This window comes from Vibrio sp. St2 (assembly GCF_947311885.1).
In the GTDB taxonomy this organism is placed as follows: Bacteria; Pseudomonadota; Gammaproteobacteria; order Enterobacterales; family Vibrionaceae; genus Vibrio; species Vibrio coralliilyticus.
Window position 1 is genome coordinate 85406 of record NZ_CAMZNA010000011.1, and the last position, 14911, is coordinate 100316.

Consider the following 14911-nt stretch of genomic DNA (forward strand, 5'->3'; position numbering starts at 1 on the left):
AACCATCTCCCAAAGCAATAGGCTGGGAGTCGATAACAGAGAACGGATTACGCTATCGGAGGGCGATAGAGTGAGCTTAAACGGGTAATGACCTGACCTTGGACATCTGAATGGATCAGAGCCAACTGAGTTGAGATTAGTAGAGGTTTATCAATTCGGGGAATGGGGGCAAAAACCGTTGCGCACATCACGCTACAACAGTTATGAACCATCTCTTCACTGGTTTCACAATGATCTGAAGGGATTGAAGAGTCTGTCAGCGCTGGGCTCATGTTCATTGCCATGCCACAGTGAGCCTGCTTGCTACCGGAATCGCTGAGCATTTCGAACGTCATTAGGGTTTCGCTAGTAGCAAAACTGGATACCAACATGGCGCTCATGCTGATAAATAGAATCCAGTACTTACGAATCGAAGGGAAGCCCATACGTAACCTAAAATGACGATAACTTGGCTAGCATAAAGCTTCCCCTAGGGGGAAGGTCAAGCGGTGTATTAGGATTCTGCCGTCGCTTCTAAATTTAAAATGGACTGTTTGATTTGCTCTGGTAAGTTTGCTTTGCAATTGTTTTTAAAATCAAACATCACACAGGTGGCGCGCCCTACGGTACTGACTTTACCGACTTTCTTGCTCACAACCTGATACTCCATAGTGAATCTGTCTTCCTGAATGTCGACGACTTTAGAGCCTATCATCAGAGTGTCTGGATAGGTAATGGGCATTTTATAGCGGCAGCTTGTTTCGCCCAATACAGGGCCGATATGGCTTTGGCTTAGGTTGACGAGAAGATTGATGTGCTCAAAGTAGTCGAGTCTTGCGGTTTCAAAGTAGCGAAAGTAAACCACATTATTGACGTGTTGGAGAGCATCCATTTCACCCCAAGCGACCGGAATTTCTGTGATGACCGGAAAGTCTTTCAGTAACGATTCCATGCGTGTTCCTTGCATTGGTTTTTAAAAGAGCTTTTATTCTAATGCTGAATCAAGTGGTTTTGTGAAAATGTTATCAAAATGTGATCTTTAATGACTAAGTAAAGGCCCGTCTTTACTTATAAAGATCAGAGGAGTAGGTTTTAAAGAGGTAACCTGATGGAGGATCTGCAATGACCGCACCCGATGGTTTTAATCTCGCCAAAGTAGATAAGCGCACTGACTGGACGTCAGAGCTATTCAGTTTACGTCTTACCGGCGCGCCTCTCACCTTTAAAGCGGGCCAATTTACTAAGCTGGCCCTGTATGACGACGACGGCCAATTGATCAGCCGAGCGTATTCAGTCGTCAACGCACCACTCAACAGCAGCGATATGCTGGAATTTCTGATTGTTTCGAACCCTGAAGGCAAACTGACGCCAAAACTGCAGTACTTGAAAGAGGGAGACTCGGTATACGTAGGCGCTGCCGCCTATGGTGATTTGATTTTGAGTTCTATTCCTAAATCGACTCAGGACTTATGGTTGCTTTCAACGGGGACGGGTATTGGTCCTTTCCTATCGCTACTTGATGACATTAATGTTCGCCCCGGATATGAAAAAATTGTTTTAGTACATGGCGTTAGGCATGAGAAAGATTTGGTCTACCGCTACTTGATTGAGCAGTTAGTTGACCAATATGAAGGTCGCCTGAGTTATGTGCCTGTTGTGTCGAGAGAGCAACATCCAAATACGTTATATGGCCGCATTCCTCAGCTGTTGGATCAACGTGAGATTCAAGAAAGAGCACAGGCAGAGCTCACTCGGGAGAACAGCTTTGTCATGCTGTGCGGAAACCCAGAAATGATCAAAGAGACCACCAAGACTCTGCAAGGGTTTGGGTTAGAAAAATTCCGTCGAGCGACGGGAGGCAACATCACCTTTGAGCGCTACTGGTAGGGCTCAATTATCGTAGGGAACTTGTTTGAGTTTCCACATTTCAACCGTGTGCTTGGTTTTATCACATAATCCAAGCAGGATTTGATATTTAGGATCGTAAGGTTCGCCAATGTAGGTTGTTCTGATCAACTCATTGGTTTTTAAATCCACTTGAGTGACAACCCGGCCTTTAAAGTTTTGGAAGATCACAAACTGATCGCTTTCATACACCATCTGCTCGCGATAAAACCAAAAGTTGTCAGCAGTATGGAGTAGGCGACATTTCAAAGGCAAAGAGCTCGCATCGACTGTTGGTGCGGGCGTTGTCAGCAATAGCACGTGCAAAAGTAAAGGGCTCATCTCTCCCTCCTTTACCACCTCTCAAATTAACTTAAGTATAGGTAAGAGACTTTATTTTGCTGATCTAGGTTGGCAGGTAAAACAAAGGCCCTGAAAGGGCCTTCGAAAAAAGATTGATTCGTAATCTGAAATTAGAAAATCAGATGAGCAATACCAGCAATCACAGGCAGTGTGATCAAGGTACGTAGAATGAAGATGGCAAACAGTTCAAAGATGTTCACTGGGATTCGGCTACCAAGTAGCAGCGCGCCAACTTCAGACATGTAAATCAGCTGAGTGACAGACATAGCAGCGATGACGAAACGTGTCATTTCGTTATCAATAGACGACGCTAGAATCGCTGGGATAAACATGTCAGCAAAACCAACCACGATAGTTTCAGAGGCCGCTGCTGCTTCTGGGATGCCTAATAGCTCAAGGAATGGGATGAATGGTTGACCTAGGAAGCTAAACACCGACGTGTACTCAGCAATCACTAGAGCAATCGTACCTAGGCCCATTACTACAGGCAGCACGCCAAATACCATGTCTACTGCGTTACGCACGCCTTCACCAAAGACATCTTTAAATGATTTTACTTGGCTCGCTTTCGCTAGTGCCAGCTCCATACCCCAAGACACGCTTGTGTGACCAGCAGGAACAGCATCGGCATCTTTTGCTGGTTCGGTACCATCGATGAAAGTGTCTTTCTTCATGCTTAGAGGAGGTAAGCGAGGGATGATGATCGCCGCGACAATACCTGCCAGACAGATTGCACCGTAGAAAGGTAAGAACAAGTGTTCCAGTTCAACTTGAGCAAGAACAACCAAGCTGAACGTGATGGATACTGCTGAGAACGTGGTACCTACGACAGCCGCTTCACGCTGTGTGTAGAATTTGTTTTCGTATTGCTTGCTGGTCAGCAGGATACCGACTGAGCCATCGCCAAGCCAAGAAGCCATACAGTCGATAGCACTGCGGCCAGGTAAGTTAAATACTGGACGCATCACTTTACTTAGCAACGTGCCAAACAGCTCTAGCAAGCCAAAGTTAAGTAGCAGTGGGAGTAGTAGACCCGCAAAGATAAATACTGAGAATAGCGTTGGTAACAAGCCTTCTAGTACTAGGCCGCCAGTATTTTCTTCCCATACAGCTTCAGGGCCGACCTGGAAGAAGGTCATCGCAACAGCAAGACCACCAATAACACGCACTGCCAACCAAAGAGGGCTTGGGTTAAACAGGCTGTTCAAAAACGGACTGTTAGCAATAAATGCAGGGTTCTTAATACGACATAGCAATGATGTTGCCGCCATAAATAAGATGATAGAGGTGACCATGCCTACAAGGTGATCACCAAATACAGCTTGGATGGATTTTGCCAGAACGGCAACTGGGATGGTGATATCACCGTCATAGCTAATCGGCGCCATGAAAAGAAACAGACCCAGTAAAGAAGGGATAAAGAACATCCAAAAGTTGCCTTTACCTTTCGTCTGTTTGATAGATTGAGCGTTATTCTGCATTACAATTCTCGTGTTACTACTAGTCAATATGATAGGCCAATCCACCTGGCATATATATTCACTATACATCTGCATTTAATCATCGGGCGCAAGCCTACTGTCTTTCGAATACCTTTGCAATACTATTCAATAAAAACCGCTAAATATTCATGATTAAATGTGCTATTTTCGTTCAATGGTGGATTTTTGTTTTGCTGATGTTAATTTGATTGAAATTATGTTGCAACCGTGAACTGTGTGTGGTCTTTATTTTTATTTTGAATAATAGAGGTAGGACTCATAAATTCAGTATTGAGTCGCTAGGCAGGGCAAGGCGTTGAGCGTTTTTAGGTGTAATAAAGTGGGTAGAGAGAAAAATGTCGAAATCGGATAAATAGACATTTTGAGAGAATAAAGTCAGCGATTTAATCGTGAAAACAAAAAAACCGCCCAGTCAGACTAGGCGGTTTTTACTCAGTTATCGCGCCGCTTTTATTTGCCGCTTACCTGACCAAGTTTCAGCCAAGTATCAATCACAGTATCTGGGTTAAGTGACACAGAGCTGATACCTTGCTCCATTAGCCATTCAGCCAGATCATCATGGTCAGATGGACCCTGACCACAAATACCGACGTATTTACCAGCTTTAGTCGCAGCATCGATAGCCATTTGCAGCATGGCTTTAACAGCAGGGTTACGCTCGTCAAACAGGTGAGCTACGTCGCCGGAATCTCGGTCTAGGCCCAGCGTTAGCTGAGTCATATCGTTAGAACCGATTGAGAAACCGTCAAAGTACTTGAGGAACTCGTCTGCCAGCACGGCATTAGACGGTAGTTCACACATCATGATGACTTTCAGACCCTGATCACCACGGCGCAGGTCGAACTTCGCAAGAAGATCGATAACCGATGCCGCTTCGCTCGGAGTACGCACAAATGGGATCATGATTTCAACGTTCTTCAGACCCATCTCATTACGAACACGCTTAATCGCCTGAGTTTCTAGCTCGAAGCAGTCTTCAAAAACAGGTGAGATATAACGTGACGCACCACGGAAGCCCAGCATAGGGTTTTCTTCGTGCGGTTCGTATCCTTTGCCGCCAACCAGGTTGCTGTACTCATTGGACTTAAAGTCAGACATACGAACGATGACACGTTTTGGCCAGAATGCCGCAGCGATAGTCGCGATACCTTCAGTCAGCTTGCTGACGTAGAAATCGATAGGATCTTTGTAGCCACGGATACGCTGAGTGATTTCTGCTTTTAGCTCGTCACTTTGTGCATCGAAGTTCAGCAGTGCTTTCGGATGAATACCAATCATCTTGTTGATGATGAATTCCAGACGCGCCAAGCCAACACCTTCGTTTGGAATCTGCGCGAAGTCGAATGCACGATCTGGGTTACCGACGTTCATCATCACTTTAGTTGGTAGAAGTGGTAGTTCATCAACCGCAGAACGCTTCACTTCGAAGTCCAACTCACCTTGATAAACGTAACCTGTCTCACCTTCAGAACAAGAGACAGTAACGGTAGCTCCGTCTGTCAGCTTTGATGTGGCATCGCCACAACCAACGATTGCTGGAATGCCGAGCTCACGCGCGATGATGGCTGCGTGACAAGTACGGCCACCACGGTTAGTGACGATTGCCGAGGCCTTCTTCATCACTGGTTCCCAATCTGGGTCAGTCATGTCAGTGACCAGTACATCGCCATCTTGAACCAAAGACATTTGGTCTAACGAGTCAACCAGACGTACTGGGCCAGAGCCGATACGCTGACCGATAGCACGGCCTTCGACCAAAACTTCTGCTTTGTTGTTCAGCTCGTAACGCTCAATCACGTTCTGTTCGCTTTGAGAACATACTGTTTCTGGGCGAGCTTGAACAATGTAAAGCTTGCCATCAATGCCATCTTTCGCCCACTCGATATCCATCGGACGCTGGTAGTGCTTTTCGATGATCATCGCTTGTTTTGCCAGTTCTTTGATCTCTTCGTCATTAAGAGAGAACTGCTCACGCTCTTGTGCTGAGGTATCAATAATATCGACTTGCTTACCAATTTCTTGATTGGTCGAGTAGATCATCTTGATAAGTTTAGAACCGAACGTCTTCTTAACAATCGGATGCTGACCCGCTTCAAGCATTGGCTTGTGAACGTAGAACTCGTCCGGGTTTACTGCACCCTGAACGACCATTTCCCCTAGACCCCAAGAGGAAGTGATGAACACAACCTGATCAAAGCCAGATTCAGTGTCTAAGGTGAACATAACACCTGAAGAGGCTTTATCTGAGCGCACCATGCGTTGGATACCCGCAGACAGCGAGATACCACGGTGGTCAAAACCTTGGTGCACACGGTAGGAGATAGCGCGGTCATTAAACAGAGATGCGTAAACGTGTTTCGTTGCTTCAAGTACAGCATCGATACCTTTTACGTTAAGAAACGTTTCTTGCTGGCCCGCGAATGAGGCATCCGGCAAGTCCTCAGCAGTTGCTGAAGATCGAACGGCGACTGAAAGCTCGGTATTACCTTCAATCAGTTCTTGGTAGTCGTTACGAATATCCTGCTCTAGGTCAGCAGGGAAGGGAGCTTCTAAAACCCATTGACGGATGGTGGCACCTGTCTTGCGCAGAGCTTCTACATCCTCAACGTCTAGTTCATCGAGCAGTTGGTGGATTCGTTCATCCAGACCTTCATAATCAAGGAATTGGTTAAACGCGTAAGAAGTAGTCGCAAAACCATTCGGTACTGAAACGCCAGCATTCGATAGATTTGAAACCATTTCTCCAAGTGAAGCGTTTTTACCGCCGACCTTGTCGACATCTTCCATGGATAGGCTATTGAACCAGAGGGTGTTCTTTTGCATGTCTTTCTCCAGAAACATTGCAGCTTTGTAGGGATAGGCAAACGATTACGCATGGGCTCAAAAAAATTCTCAACAAATTTTCAAAGCTGTGGGGGGCGTAATTGTCAGCCGGGTTTTATTATCGATATTATGGTGTCCATCCTACTCAAAAGAATTTTAAAGTTTAAATAAAAGATGCAAATTGATATTCAAAGTCGTGATGTATTCTATGTTTCTGACGGTACAGCCATAACATGTGAGACATTAGGCCATGTTGTTTTGGGTCAATTCCCGTTTAACGCCAACGAAAAAACGTTTCCGTTTGTCGAAAGTGAAGACAAATTAGCTGATCTACTGAAAGAGATTGAACAGTCTTACCAAGAGAGCGGTGTGAAGCCTTTAGTGTTTTTTTCCATCGTTATACCGGAGATCAAACAGAAACTATTGGAAGCCCCTGCATTCAGTTACGATGTGTTGGCGAGTATCGTCCAACAGGTTAAAGATGATATCCAGATGGAGCCAAAACCGAAGTTGCAGCGATCGCGCAGTGTAGGCAAAGATTCTGACACCTACTTTGACCGCATTGCAGCAATTGAATACACCTTAGCGCATGATGATGGCATTACGCTCAAGGGAATGGACGAGGCTGACATTATATTGTTGGGCGTTTCTCGAAGTGGTAAAACGCCAACCAGCCTTTACATGGCGATGCAATTTGGCCTGCGAGTTGTGAACTACCCATTCATTGAGGAAGATATTCGTCGTCTGAGACTGCTGCCAGAATTCGAAATCCATCGCCATAAATTGTTTGGTCTGACGATCGATCCTGAAAGATTGACGGAAATTCGCGAGAACCGTTTGGCGGGCAGTGAATATGCAAGTACAGAACAGTGTATCAACGAGTTGGAAAGTGTTGAGGCTTTATTCCGACGTGAAGCCATTCCATATATCAATACTTCATCGTTGTCGGTAGAAGAGATTTCAACCCGCATCCTTGAAAAAGCCGGTCTGAGAAGACGGCTACTGTAAATCAAAGAAGCCGGGGCAGTGAATGCAGGCTGCCCCGAACGACTTATTTGAATGAGTACGTGACGCCAAATGAAGCTCCGACACCGAAATCCAAGCCGTCACTAATACCTAACTCTGGGTGCACCTGCGCATAGATTTCCCATTTGTCTGCAAAGTGAACTTCAACACCTAGTGGTAGGCGTGCACCAAAGTCATCATCCCATTCGTAGTAACCACCAGCGCCTAAAAACCAGTTGATATCGGTTTCTGATTCTATGCCACCACGCTTAAATACGTAGTCCATGGCCATGCCATCATTTCCTGCCGTCATTCTAAAAGTGCTATTAAGATCGAAGATGACGCTCAGGTCTTGATCATAACCAAGGCCGACGGAGATGTTTGGGTCTTCAGCGGCAATACTGTTTGACGATACTGCGGCCAGCGCCAGTATAGGTAATAACTTTTTCACTAATCTGTTCCTGTTGTTGAGTAAAAGCGCCGCATGCTGCTGCATGGGCTGTGGTGAGCAGATTAGTGAGCTGGATGAAAAAAGTTATCAAAGTTCAGTCAGTTATATATTTTTGATAATAATTTTATATATCACTTGTTGGGATTATTGGTGGGCTAAGTGCGAAAGTTCGGGTCGATATTTATTTGGTTTGGAATCTTCTCAAGCCTTTATCGAGGATATTCCGCAGAGCTGGACCATGTTCATATTGTTTGGAAATCAACATGTAAAATTTATGCTTAGGCATATTTGGAATCGGCTTAGATTCGATCTCTTCACTTACGTAAGTAATACCCCAAATGCTTTTAATTCCTTCGAGTATCTCCTGCCAAGATAGAATAACGTCGCATCTTTGTTCTTTGAGTTCTGTAACAAGTTCATGCATGTTGTGAGAGTATTGGTCAACATTTTTAAGCCAGAAATCGCCATAGTTGTAGCCGTGGATCCCACAGACCTTGTATTGATCTAACTCCGCGACGCCATCAATGTTTAGCCCTTGAGGAAATCTCGACTTTTTATATAAGTAGTGGGGAGTGACGTGATAGTACCAAGTTGTATACAGGTAGTGCTTGGCACGCTCTTCTGAGTGTGAAGCGCTGACTGCAATTTGGAATTCACCGCTCTTCGCACCTTTAAGGCAGCGGGTCCATGATGTCATGGTGAAATTGAAGGTGATGTTTTTAGGTATCAACACCTCGTTAAGAACCTCGAGATCGAAGCCTTTAACGTCTTCTCCATCTAGGTATGTATAGGGAGGCCAGTCGATAGAGTCGCCGCAGATACTAAGATGTTCGTCACGGAGTTCTATCTCCGTGGTGAGGGCTTTAGAGCTGGTTAGCAGAATCAAAAAGCAAAAACATACTCGTAAATTCATTGCGGGGTGTTTTCATTATCATCGTTAATGACAAGTATAGACACCCTGAGAGGGTTTGAAGCTATTTCGCCCGTTGGAACGGTGGCTTCAAATGTTGCCCAAAGACGTTGATTAATGCGCCAATGACAATCAACGAGCCACCCAAATATGTCCAATAGGATGGGATTTCGTTGAACACCCAAGCACCAAGTAGGGCTGAAAATACAATTTGCACATAGGAATAGGCTGAGGCTTTGCCTGCGGCTTGAGTCTGCATCGCTTTGGTTAGCCCGTATTGGCCTATCTGAGTAAAGACGCCAACTAGGATCAGCATCAAGGTCAAAAATAGACTTGGCCACACAAAATCATCGCCTATCAACATCATAGAGGTTGGTAGTGCCATCAGTGGAAAATAGAAAATAATCACTGAGCTATCTTCTGTCTGGCTTAATCGACGGACAATCACATAAGCAATAGAGCTACCAAAGGCACCAAGTAGTGCCATCATCACGCTAAACAGCGGTAAGTCTGAGCTGGAGCCTGTTTGCATGCTTGGCTGAACCATCACACCTAAACCCACTAAACAAAGCGCGATGCAGATCATAGTCGAAAACTGAATGCGCTCTTTGAGAAATAGCACACCAAGTAAAGCAGTAAACACAGGGTGCACATATTGGAGGATAGTTGCTTCTGCTAGTGGAAGTGTTGTCACTGAATAGTAAACACACATGAGAGCGACCGTGCCGACTGCGCCGCGAAGCATTAACAAGGGCTTATTGTGCCCCCATACTGAAATGCGCTTGCGTTTGACATCTAGGTAACTGATCACCAGCGAAACTAATGCCCTTGCGGCAACAATTTCAAACACAGGAATACCATAGTTGCTCACGTATTTGACGCAGGCCGACATCAAGGCAAAGCCAAGCGCCGAAAGCAGCATAAAACGCACCCCAACAGGGATGACAGATAAAACGGTATTCATGACGATTCAATCACTAGAGGAAAGTGGAAGCCAAACTTTAACATATTTGTCAGTTTGAAGGTGTTTGGGGATTGAAATAAGAGTAGAGATATAGAAAAAGCGGCTAACCAGCCGCTTTGTAAACAGGTACTTTCGAGACGATGACTCGTTAGTGATCCAAACTTGTTTGGTGCTCACTGATCAGCATATCCAGCGCTAGCTCAGCTTTTTCTTCCGCGACGGAAAAGCTATCTGCTGCATCAAATGCTTCGACGACTTCGTAATAGCACTTCAGCTTAGGCTCCGTGCCTGATGGACGAACGATGACACGTGCACCGCCAGATAGGTGATAGATCAAAACGTCACTGGCTGGTAAGTCAATAGATTCAGTTTTTCCGTCTGCAAAGGTGCGTGTTGAAGACTTCAAATCTTCAATCACTTCGACTTTACGGCCCGCGATTTGATTTGGCTGCGCAGCTCGTAGCTTGTCTCCAACAGGTGGTGCTTTTGGATCGAGCGCGGTGCTATGCTGAGCATTGATGTACATACCGTGCTCGCGATAAATGCTTTCCAATTGATCCCACACCGTTTTCCCCTGACTCTTTAGCTCGGCGGTTAGCTGAGAGAAAGCGACCAAAGCAGACAAGCCATCTTTATCCCACACTTTATTACCCACGGTGTAGCCTAATGCTTCTTCATAAGCGAACAAGAATTGCTTCTCTGCGGTTTGTTTTTGCATGGCGATATTAGTCAGCCATTTGAAACCCGTCAGAGTTTGGTAGTACTCAGCGCCATGAGAAAGTGCAATCTTCTTAAGCAATGTTGAAGAAACGATAGTATTACCAATCAACTGTTTGGTTGCATCAGTATGGCTAAGTAGGTAGTTGCCAAATAGAGAACCCACCTGATCGCCCGTTAGCATCTGGTATTCGCCATCAGGTCGACGAGCAGCGACCGCAAAACGGTCTGCGTCTGGATCATTGGCACACGCGATGTCGGCGTCATTAGCTTTCGCCAGCGCGACCACCATATCCATAGCACCAGCTTCCTCAGGGTTAGGGAAGTTCACTGTCGGGAAAGAGCCATCTGGCTCACGTTGTTCGGCAACGCTGTAGATTTTGGTGAAGCCTGCATCTTTTAGCAGTGTTTCTGCCATGTCAGCACCCACGCCATGCATTGCGGTATAGGCTACGCCAACCGCTTCTGGCTGTTGATGATTAGCCAGCAGTGGGTTGCCATTCATCGTTTGGCGATAAGTCTCGTAGTAGTCTTCTTTAAGCCACACGAGAAGATCATGCTTTTCTGCATCATCAAGATTCATCAGAGGGATGGGTTTTGTGGCGGCTTCGTCGATTTCTCCCGCAATACCAGAGTCATGAGGAGGAATGATTTGAGCGCCATTTTCCCAATACACTTTAAAGCCGTTGTACTCTGGTGGGTTGTGGCTGGCCGTGACGACAACAGCAGCGGCGGCATTAAAATGACGAACACCAAATGCAGCGATAGGTGTCGCAGCAACATCGTGTGTCAGGTATACCTTGATGCCTAAAGAGGTCAATACAGAAGCGGTATCATGAGCGAATTGCTTTGAATCTGGGCGCCCATCATACCCAATGACAACGCCACGTTTTACTGCATCTTGAACGTGCTTAATAAGATAATGACCAAGCCCGGTAGCCGTTTCCTGAATAACAAGTCGGTTCATTCGATTTGGACCACAGCCAACTTTTCCTCGTAAACCAGCAGTACCAAACTCCAACCTCTGGCTAAATCGGTCAGCTAATTCTTGATATTGCTCTTTATCAATCAAGTGTTGAAGTTCTTCACGAGTACGTGGATCCGGATCTTTTTCCAACCAACGAGTAACTTGTTCCATCATAACTTATTTCTACCTTTAACTATCGTTATCCCAAGTGTATGACATTTGGGAAATAATGGATGGATATTAAGTGATATTGATTATCATTTGCGAGAGCGCAATCGCTAAACCAATTATTGTGATCAATCTTCAATTTAACCTGCTCAAATTAGCGACATTTCCATTAGCACTTTCTTGCACAATTAGTAAACGCCAACTAGCTTTTATTAACATAACTATAACAAATTACATCGAATTTGCTGTTTACAAGGAATTTTCCGCACCCTTTGGCCCACTAGGACTTTTTTGCGTCATTCAGGCTAAAGGGCGCCTTGGATAAATCATCAGAGATGATGCCTCAGGCAGAGGAGAGGTCTTTTGAAAAGATTACAGGTTTCACTGTGGCAACTGATCAATGTGTTGTTTGTTGGCTTTGCTACTTCAGTCAACGCTGAAGAGAACACCTTGAACATGACCAGAGGTGTGACAGGCATCAGTAATGAAGTTTATGACTTACACATGCTGATTTTCTATATCTGTTGCGCTATCGCCGTCGTGGTATTCGGGGCGATGTTCTATTCCATGTACCATCACAGAAAATCAAAAGGGGCAGTGGCGGCTAACTTCCATGAAAGTACCAAAGTGGAAGTGATCTGGACGGTCATCCCCATCATCATTCTGGTTCTCATGGCAATTCCGGCGACTCGTACGCTTGTCGCCATGGAAGATACGTCCCAATCCGATCTGACGATTAAGGTCACAGGCTCCCAGTGGAAGTGGCACTACAGCTACTTCGGAGAAGACGTTGAGTTTTTCAGCTTGTTAGCAACCAGCCAAAAAGCCATTGATGGTATAGAAGAAAAAGGCGCACATTATCTTCTTGAAGTTGATAACCCTCTCGTGTTGCCAATCAACCGAAAAGTACGATTCCTCCTGACTTCCGATGATGTAATTCACTCTTGGTGGGTACCTGACTTTGCAGTGAAGAAAGACACTATCCCAGGATTTATCAACGAAGCGTGGACGCGCATTGATGAGCCCGGTGTTTACCGCGGCCAGTGTGCAGAGCTATGTGGTCGAGCACATGGGTTCATGCCCGTCGTTGTTCATGCCATGGAAGAAGATAAATACGATGCTTGGCTATTGGCGAAAAAAGCCGAAATAGAACAAGCGAAGCAAGAAGCGGCGGCATCTCTAACCGCGTCACTATCGCAAGAAGAACTGATGACGATAGGTGAGAAGGTTTATGTCGACCGATGTGCCGTCTGTCATCAGGTGAACGGCGCGGGTATTCCGGGAGCTTTCCCTGCGATTACAGGCAGTAAGATCGCGACGGGCGATGTTGATACTCATATTGATGTGGTGGTTAACGGCCGGGCAGGGACTGCAATGCAGGCTTTTGCTAATCAGCTTTCGGACAAAGAAATTGCGGCTGTGGTGACGTACCAACGTAACGGTTTAGGAAACAGTACGGGTGATGTGGTGCAGGCATCCGATGTGAATGCATTTAAGGCATCCAAGGAGGGGCAATGAAAACGTCCAAACCTGAGTCAATGAATTCTGAGTCAGTCAAATCAGCACCAGCGGCTGATGCCGAGTTAGGCAGAGCAAACAGTGCGATTGCCATTGATGATCATGAGCATCACGAAGCGCCTTCTGGCATAGCTCGCTGGATTTATTCCACCAACCACAAAGATATCGGGACGCTTTACCTTTGGTTCAGTTTCATTATGTTCTTGACCGGTGGAGCCATGGCGATGATCATTCGCGCTGAGTTGTTCCAACCTGGCCTGCAATTGGTCGAGCCCCAATTCTTCAACCAGATGACGACCGTGCATGGCTTGATCATGGTGTTTGGTGCGGTCATGCCTGCCTTTACTGGTTTAGCCAACTGGATGATTCCGATGATGATTGGTGCGCCAGACATGGCGTTACCACGGATGAACAACCTCAGTTTTTGGATCTTACCTTTTGCGTTCTTAATCCTGATAGCTTCGTTATTTACGGAAGGTGGGGGCCCTGATTTCGGCTGGACTTTCTACGCGCCGCTTTCTACGACTTATGGGCCTGACAGTACGGCGCTGTTTGTGTTCTCAGTACACATCATGGGGATTAGCTCGATCATGGGGGCGATCAACGTGATCGTGACTATCGTCAATATGAGAGCGCCGGGGATGACATGGTTCAAGATGCCGATGTTTGTCTGGACTTGGTTGATTACTGCTTTCTTGTTGATTGCCGTTATGCCTGTGCTGGCTGGGGCCGTGACAATGGTCCTCACCGACAAGTATTTTGGCACATCATTCTTTGATGCCGCGGGTGGTGGTGACCCTGTGATGTTCCAGCATATCTTCTGGTTCTTCGGTCACCCCGAAGTGTACATCATGATCTTGCCTTCGTTTGGTATTGTGTCGGCCATCATCCCAGCGTTCAGTGGTAAAAAATTGTTTGGTTACCACTCTATGGTGTACGCCACTTGTAGTATCGCGCTGTTGTCCTTCTTGGTTTGGGCACACCATATGTTTACAACAGGGATGCCCGTATTCGCCGAACTCTTCTTTATGTATTGCACCATGCTGATTGCAGTGCCCACTGGGGTCAAAGTGTTCAACTGGGTGGCTACGATGTGGCGGGGTGCGATGACATTCGAGACACCGATGTTGTTTGCCATTGCTTTCATTATTCTGTTTACCATCGGTGGGTTTTCCGGTCTTATGCTGGCGATTGTTCCTGCAGACTTCCAGTATCACGATACGTATTTTGTGGTCGCGCATTTCCATTATGTGTTGGTCTCAGGAGCGGTATTCTCGATTATGGCCGCTGCTTACTATTGGTTACCGAAATGGACAGGGCATATGTATGACCATAAGTTGAGCTTGTGGCATTTCTGGTGCTCAGTGATTTCGGTCAATGTCTTATTCTTCCCGATGCATTTTCTTGGCTTAGCTGGGATGCCACGACGCATTCCTGACTATGCGATTCAGTTTGCCGACATCAATCAGATAGTGTCGATTGGTGGTTTTGCCTTTGGTTTGTCTCAGCTCATTTTCCTCTGGTTAGTGATTAAATGTATCCGTGGAGGAGAAAAAGCTGAGGCAAAACCGTGGGATCGTGCTGAAGGGTTGGAGTGGACAGTTCCAAGCCCAGCACCGCACCATACATTCTCTACCCCACCGAAAGTGGATTGAGGGAT

13 protein-coding genes are annotated in these 14911 nt (G+C 46.0%); 4 read left to right on the plus strand and 9 right to left on the minus strand.

Annotated features, from left to right (window positions below):
* Positions 1-47 precede the first annotated feature (47 nt).
* Positions 48-425, minus strand: a complete 378-nt coding sequence (locus QMA41_RS21950) for a hypothetical protein (protein ID WP_019275422.1) — start codon at positions 423-425, stop codon at positions 48-50.
* 68 nt (positions 426-493) lie between these two features.
* On the minus strand, positions 494-931 hold the full coding sequence (locus QMA41_RS21955) for a thioesterase family protein (protein WP_006960370.1): 438 nt from the start codon (positions 929-931) through the stop codon (positions 494-496).
* Between the two features lie 170 nt (positions 932-1101).
* Here QMA41_RS21955 and QMA41_RS21960 point away from each other — a divergent pair, with 170 nt between their 5' ends.
* Complete coding sequence (locus QMA41_RS21960) at positions 1102-1866, plus strand: ferredoxin--NADP reductase (protein WP_281630625.1); 765 nt, start codon at positions 1102-1104, stop codon at positions 1864-1866.
* A 3-nt stretch (positions 1867-1869) separates the two neighbouring features.
* Here QMA41_RS21960 and QMA41_RS21965 read toward each other — a convergent pair whose 3' ends face one another.
* The 3 genes from QMA41_RS21965 to ppsA form a co-directional block, all read right to left on the minus strand.
* Entirely contained in the window at positions 1870-2205 is a 336-nt protein-coding gene (locus QMA41_RS21965; RefSeq protein ID WP_019275425.1) for a hypothetical protein, read from the minus strand.
* Positions 2206-2336: 131 nt separating this feature from the next.
* A complete protein-coding gene (locus QMA41_RS21970; protein WP_019275426.1) occupies positions 2337-3707 on the minus strand; it encodes a YjiH family protein in 1371 nt (456 codons plus the stop codon).
* A gap of 471 nt (positions 3708-4178) precedes the next feature.
* Positions 4179-6551: a phosphoenolpyruvate synthase gene (gene ppsA / locus QMA41_RS21975; protein ID WP_006960378.1), complete on the minus strand. Its 2373-nt coding sequence runs from the start codon at positions 6549-6551 to the stop codon at positions 4179-4181.
* Between the two features lie 174 nt (positions 6552-6725).
* Here ppsA and QMA41_RS21980 point away from each other — a divergent pair, with 174 nt between their 5' ends.
* Entirely contained in the window at positions 6726-7559 is an 834-nt protein-coding gene (locus QMA41_RS21980) for a pyruvate, water dikinase regulatory protein (protein ID WP_006960380.1), read from the plus strand.
* Positions 7560-7602: 43 nt separating this feature from the next.
* On the opposite strand, the gene QMA41_RS21985 is transcribed toward QMA41_RS21980, so the two are convergent.
* The 4 genes from QMA41_RS21985 to QMA41_RS22000 form a co-directional block, all read right to left on the minus strand.
* The gene (locus QMA41_RS21985; RefSeq protein ID WP_281630626.1) at positions 7603-8007 is read right to left on the minus strand and encodes a hypothetical protein; all 405 of its coding nucleotides are present in this window, start codon (positions 8005-8007) and stop codon (positions 7603-7605) included.
* A 181-nt stretch (positions 8008-8188) separates the two neighbouring features.
* Entirely contained in the window at positions 8189-8920 is a 732-nt protein-coding gene (locus tag QMA41_RS21990) for a transporter substrate-binding domain-containing protein (protein ID WP_281630627.1), read from the minus strand.
* A 61-nt stretch (positions 8921-8981) separates the two neighbouring features.
* Positions 8982-9881 (minus strand): DMT family transporter, encoded by a 900-nt coding sequence (locus QMA41_RS21995; protein ID WP_006960383.1) that lies wholly within the window; start codon positions 9879-9881, stop codon positions 8982-8984.
* A 148-nt stretch (positions 9882-10029) separates the two neighbouring features.
* Positions 10030-11739, minus strand: coding sequence for a phospho-sugar mutase (locus QMA41_RS22000; RefSeq protein ID WP_045985248.1), 1710 nt, complete (start codon positions 11737-11739; stop codon positions 10030-10032).
* Positions 11740-12096: 357 nt separating this feature from the next.
* Here QMA41_RS22000 and coxB point away from each other — a divergent pair, with 357 nt between their 5' ends.
* Both coxB and ctaD read left to right on the plus strand, forming a co-directional pair.
* Positions 12097-13251, plus strand: a complete 1155-nt coding sequence (coxB, locus tag QMA41_RS22005; protein WP_281630628.1) for a cytochrome c oxidase subunit II — start codon at positions 12097-12099, stop codon at positions 13249-13251.
* Entirely contained in the window at positions 13248-14906 is a 1659-nt protein-coding gene (ctaD, locus tag QMA41_RS22010; protein ID WP_038157542.1) for a cytochrome c oxidase subunit I, read from the plus strand. The genes coxB and ctaD overlap by 4 nt, the downstream gene beginning before the upstream one ends.
* Positions 14907-14911: the final 5 nt, after the last annotated feature.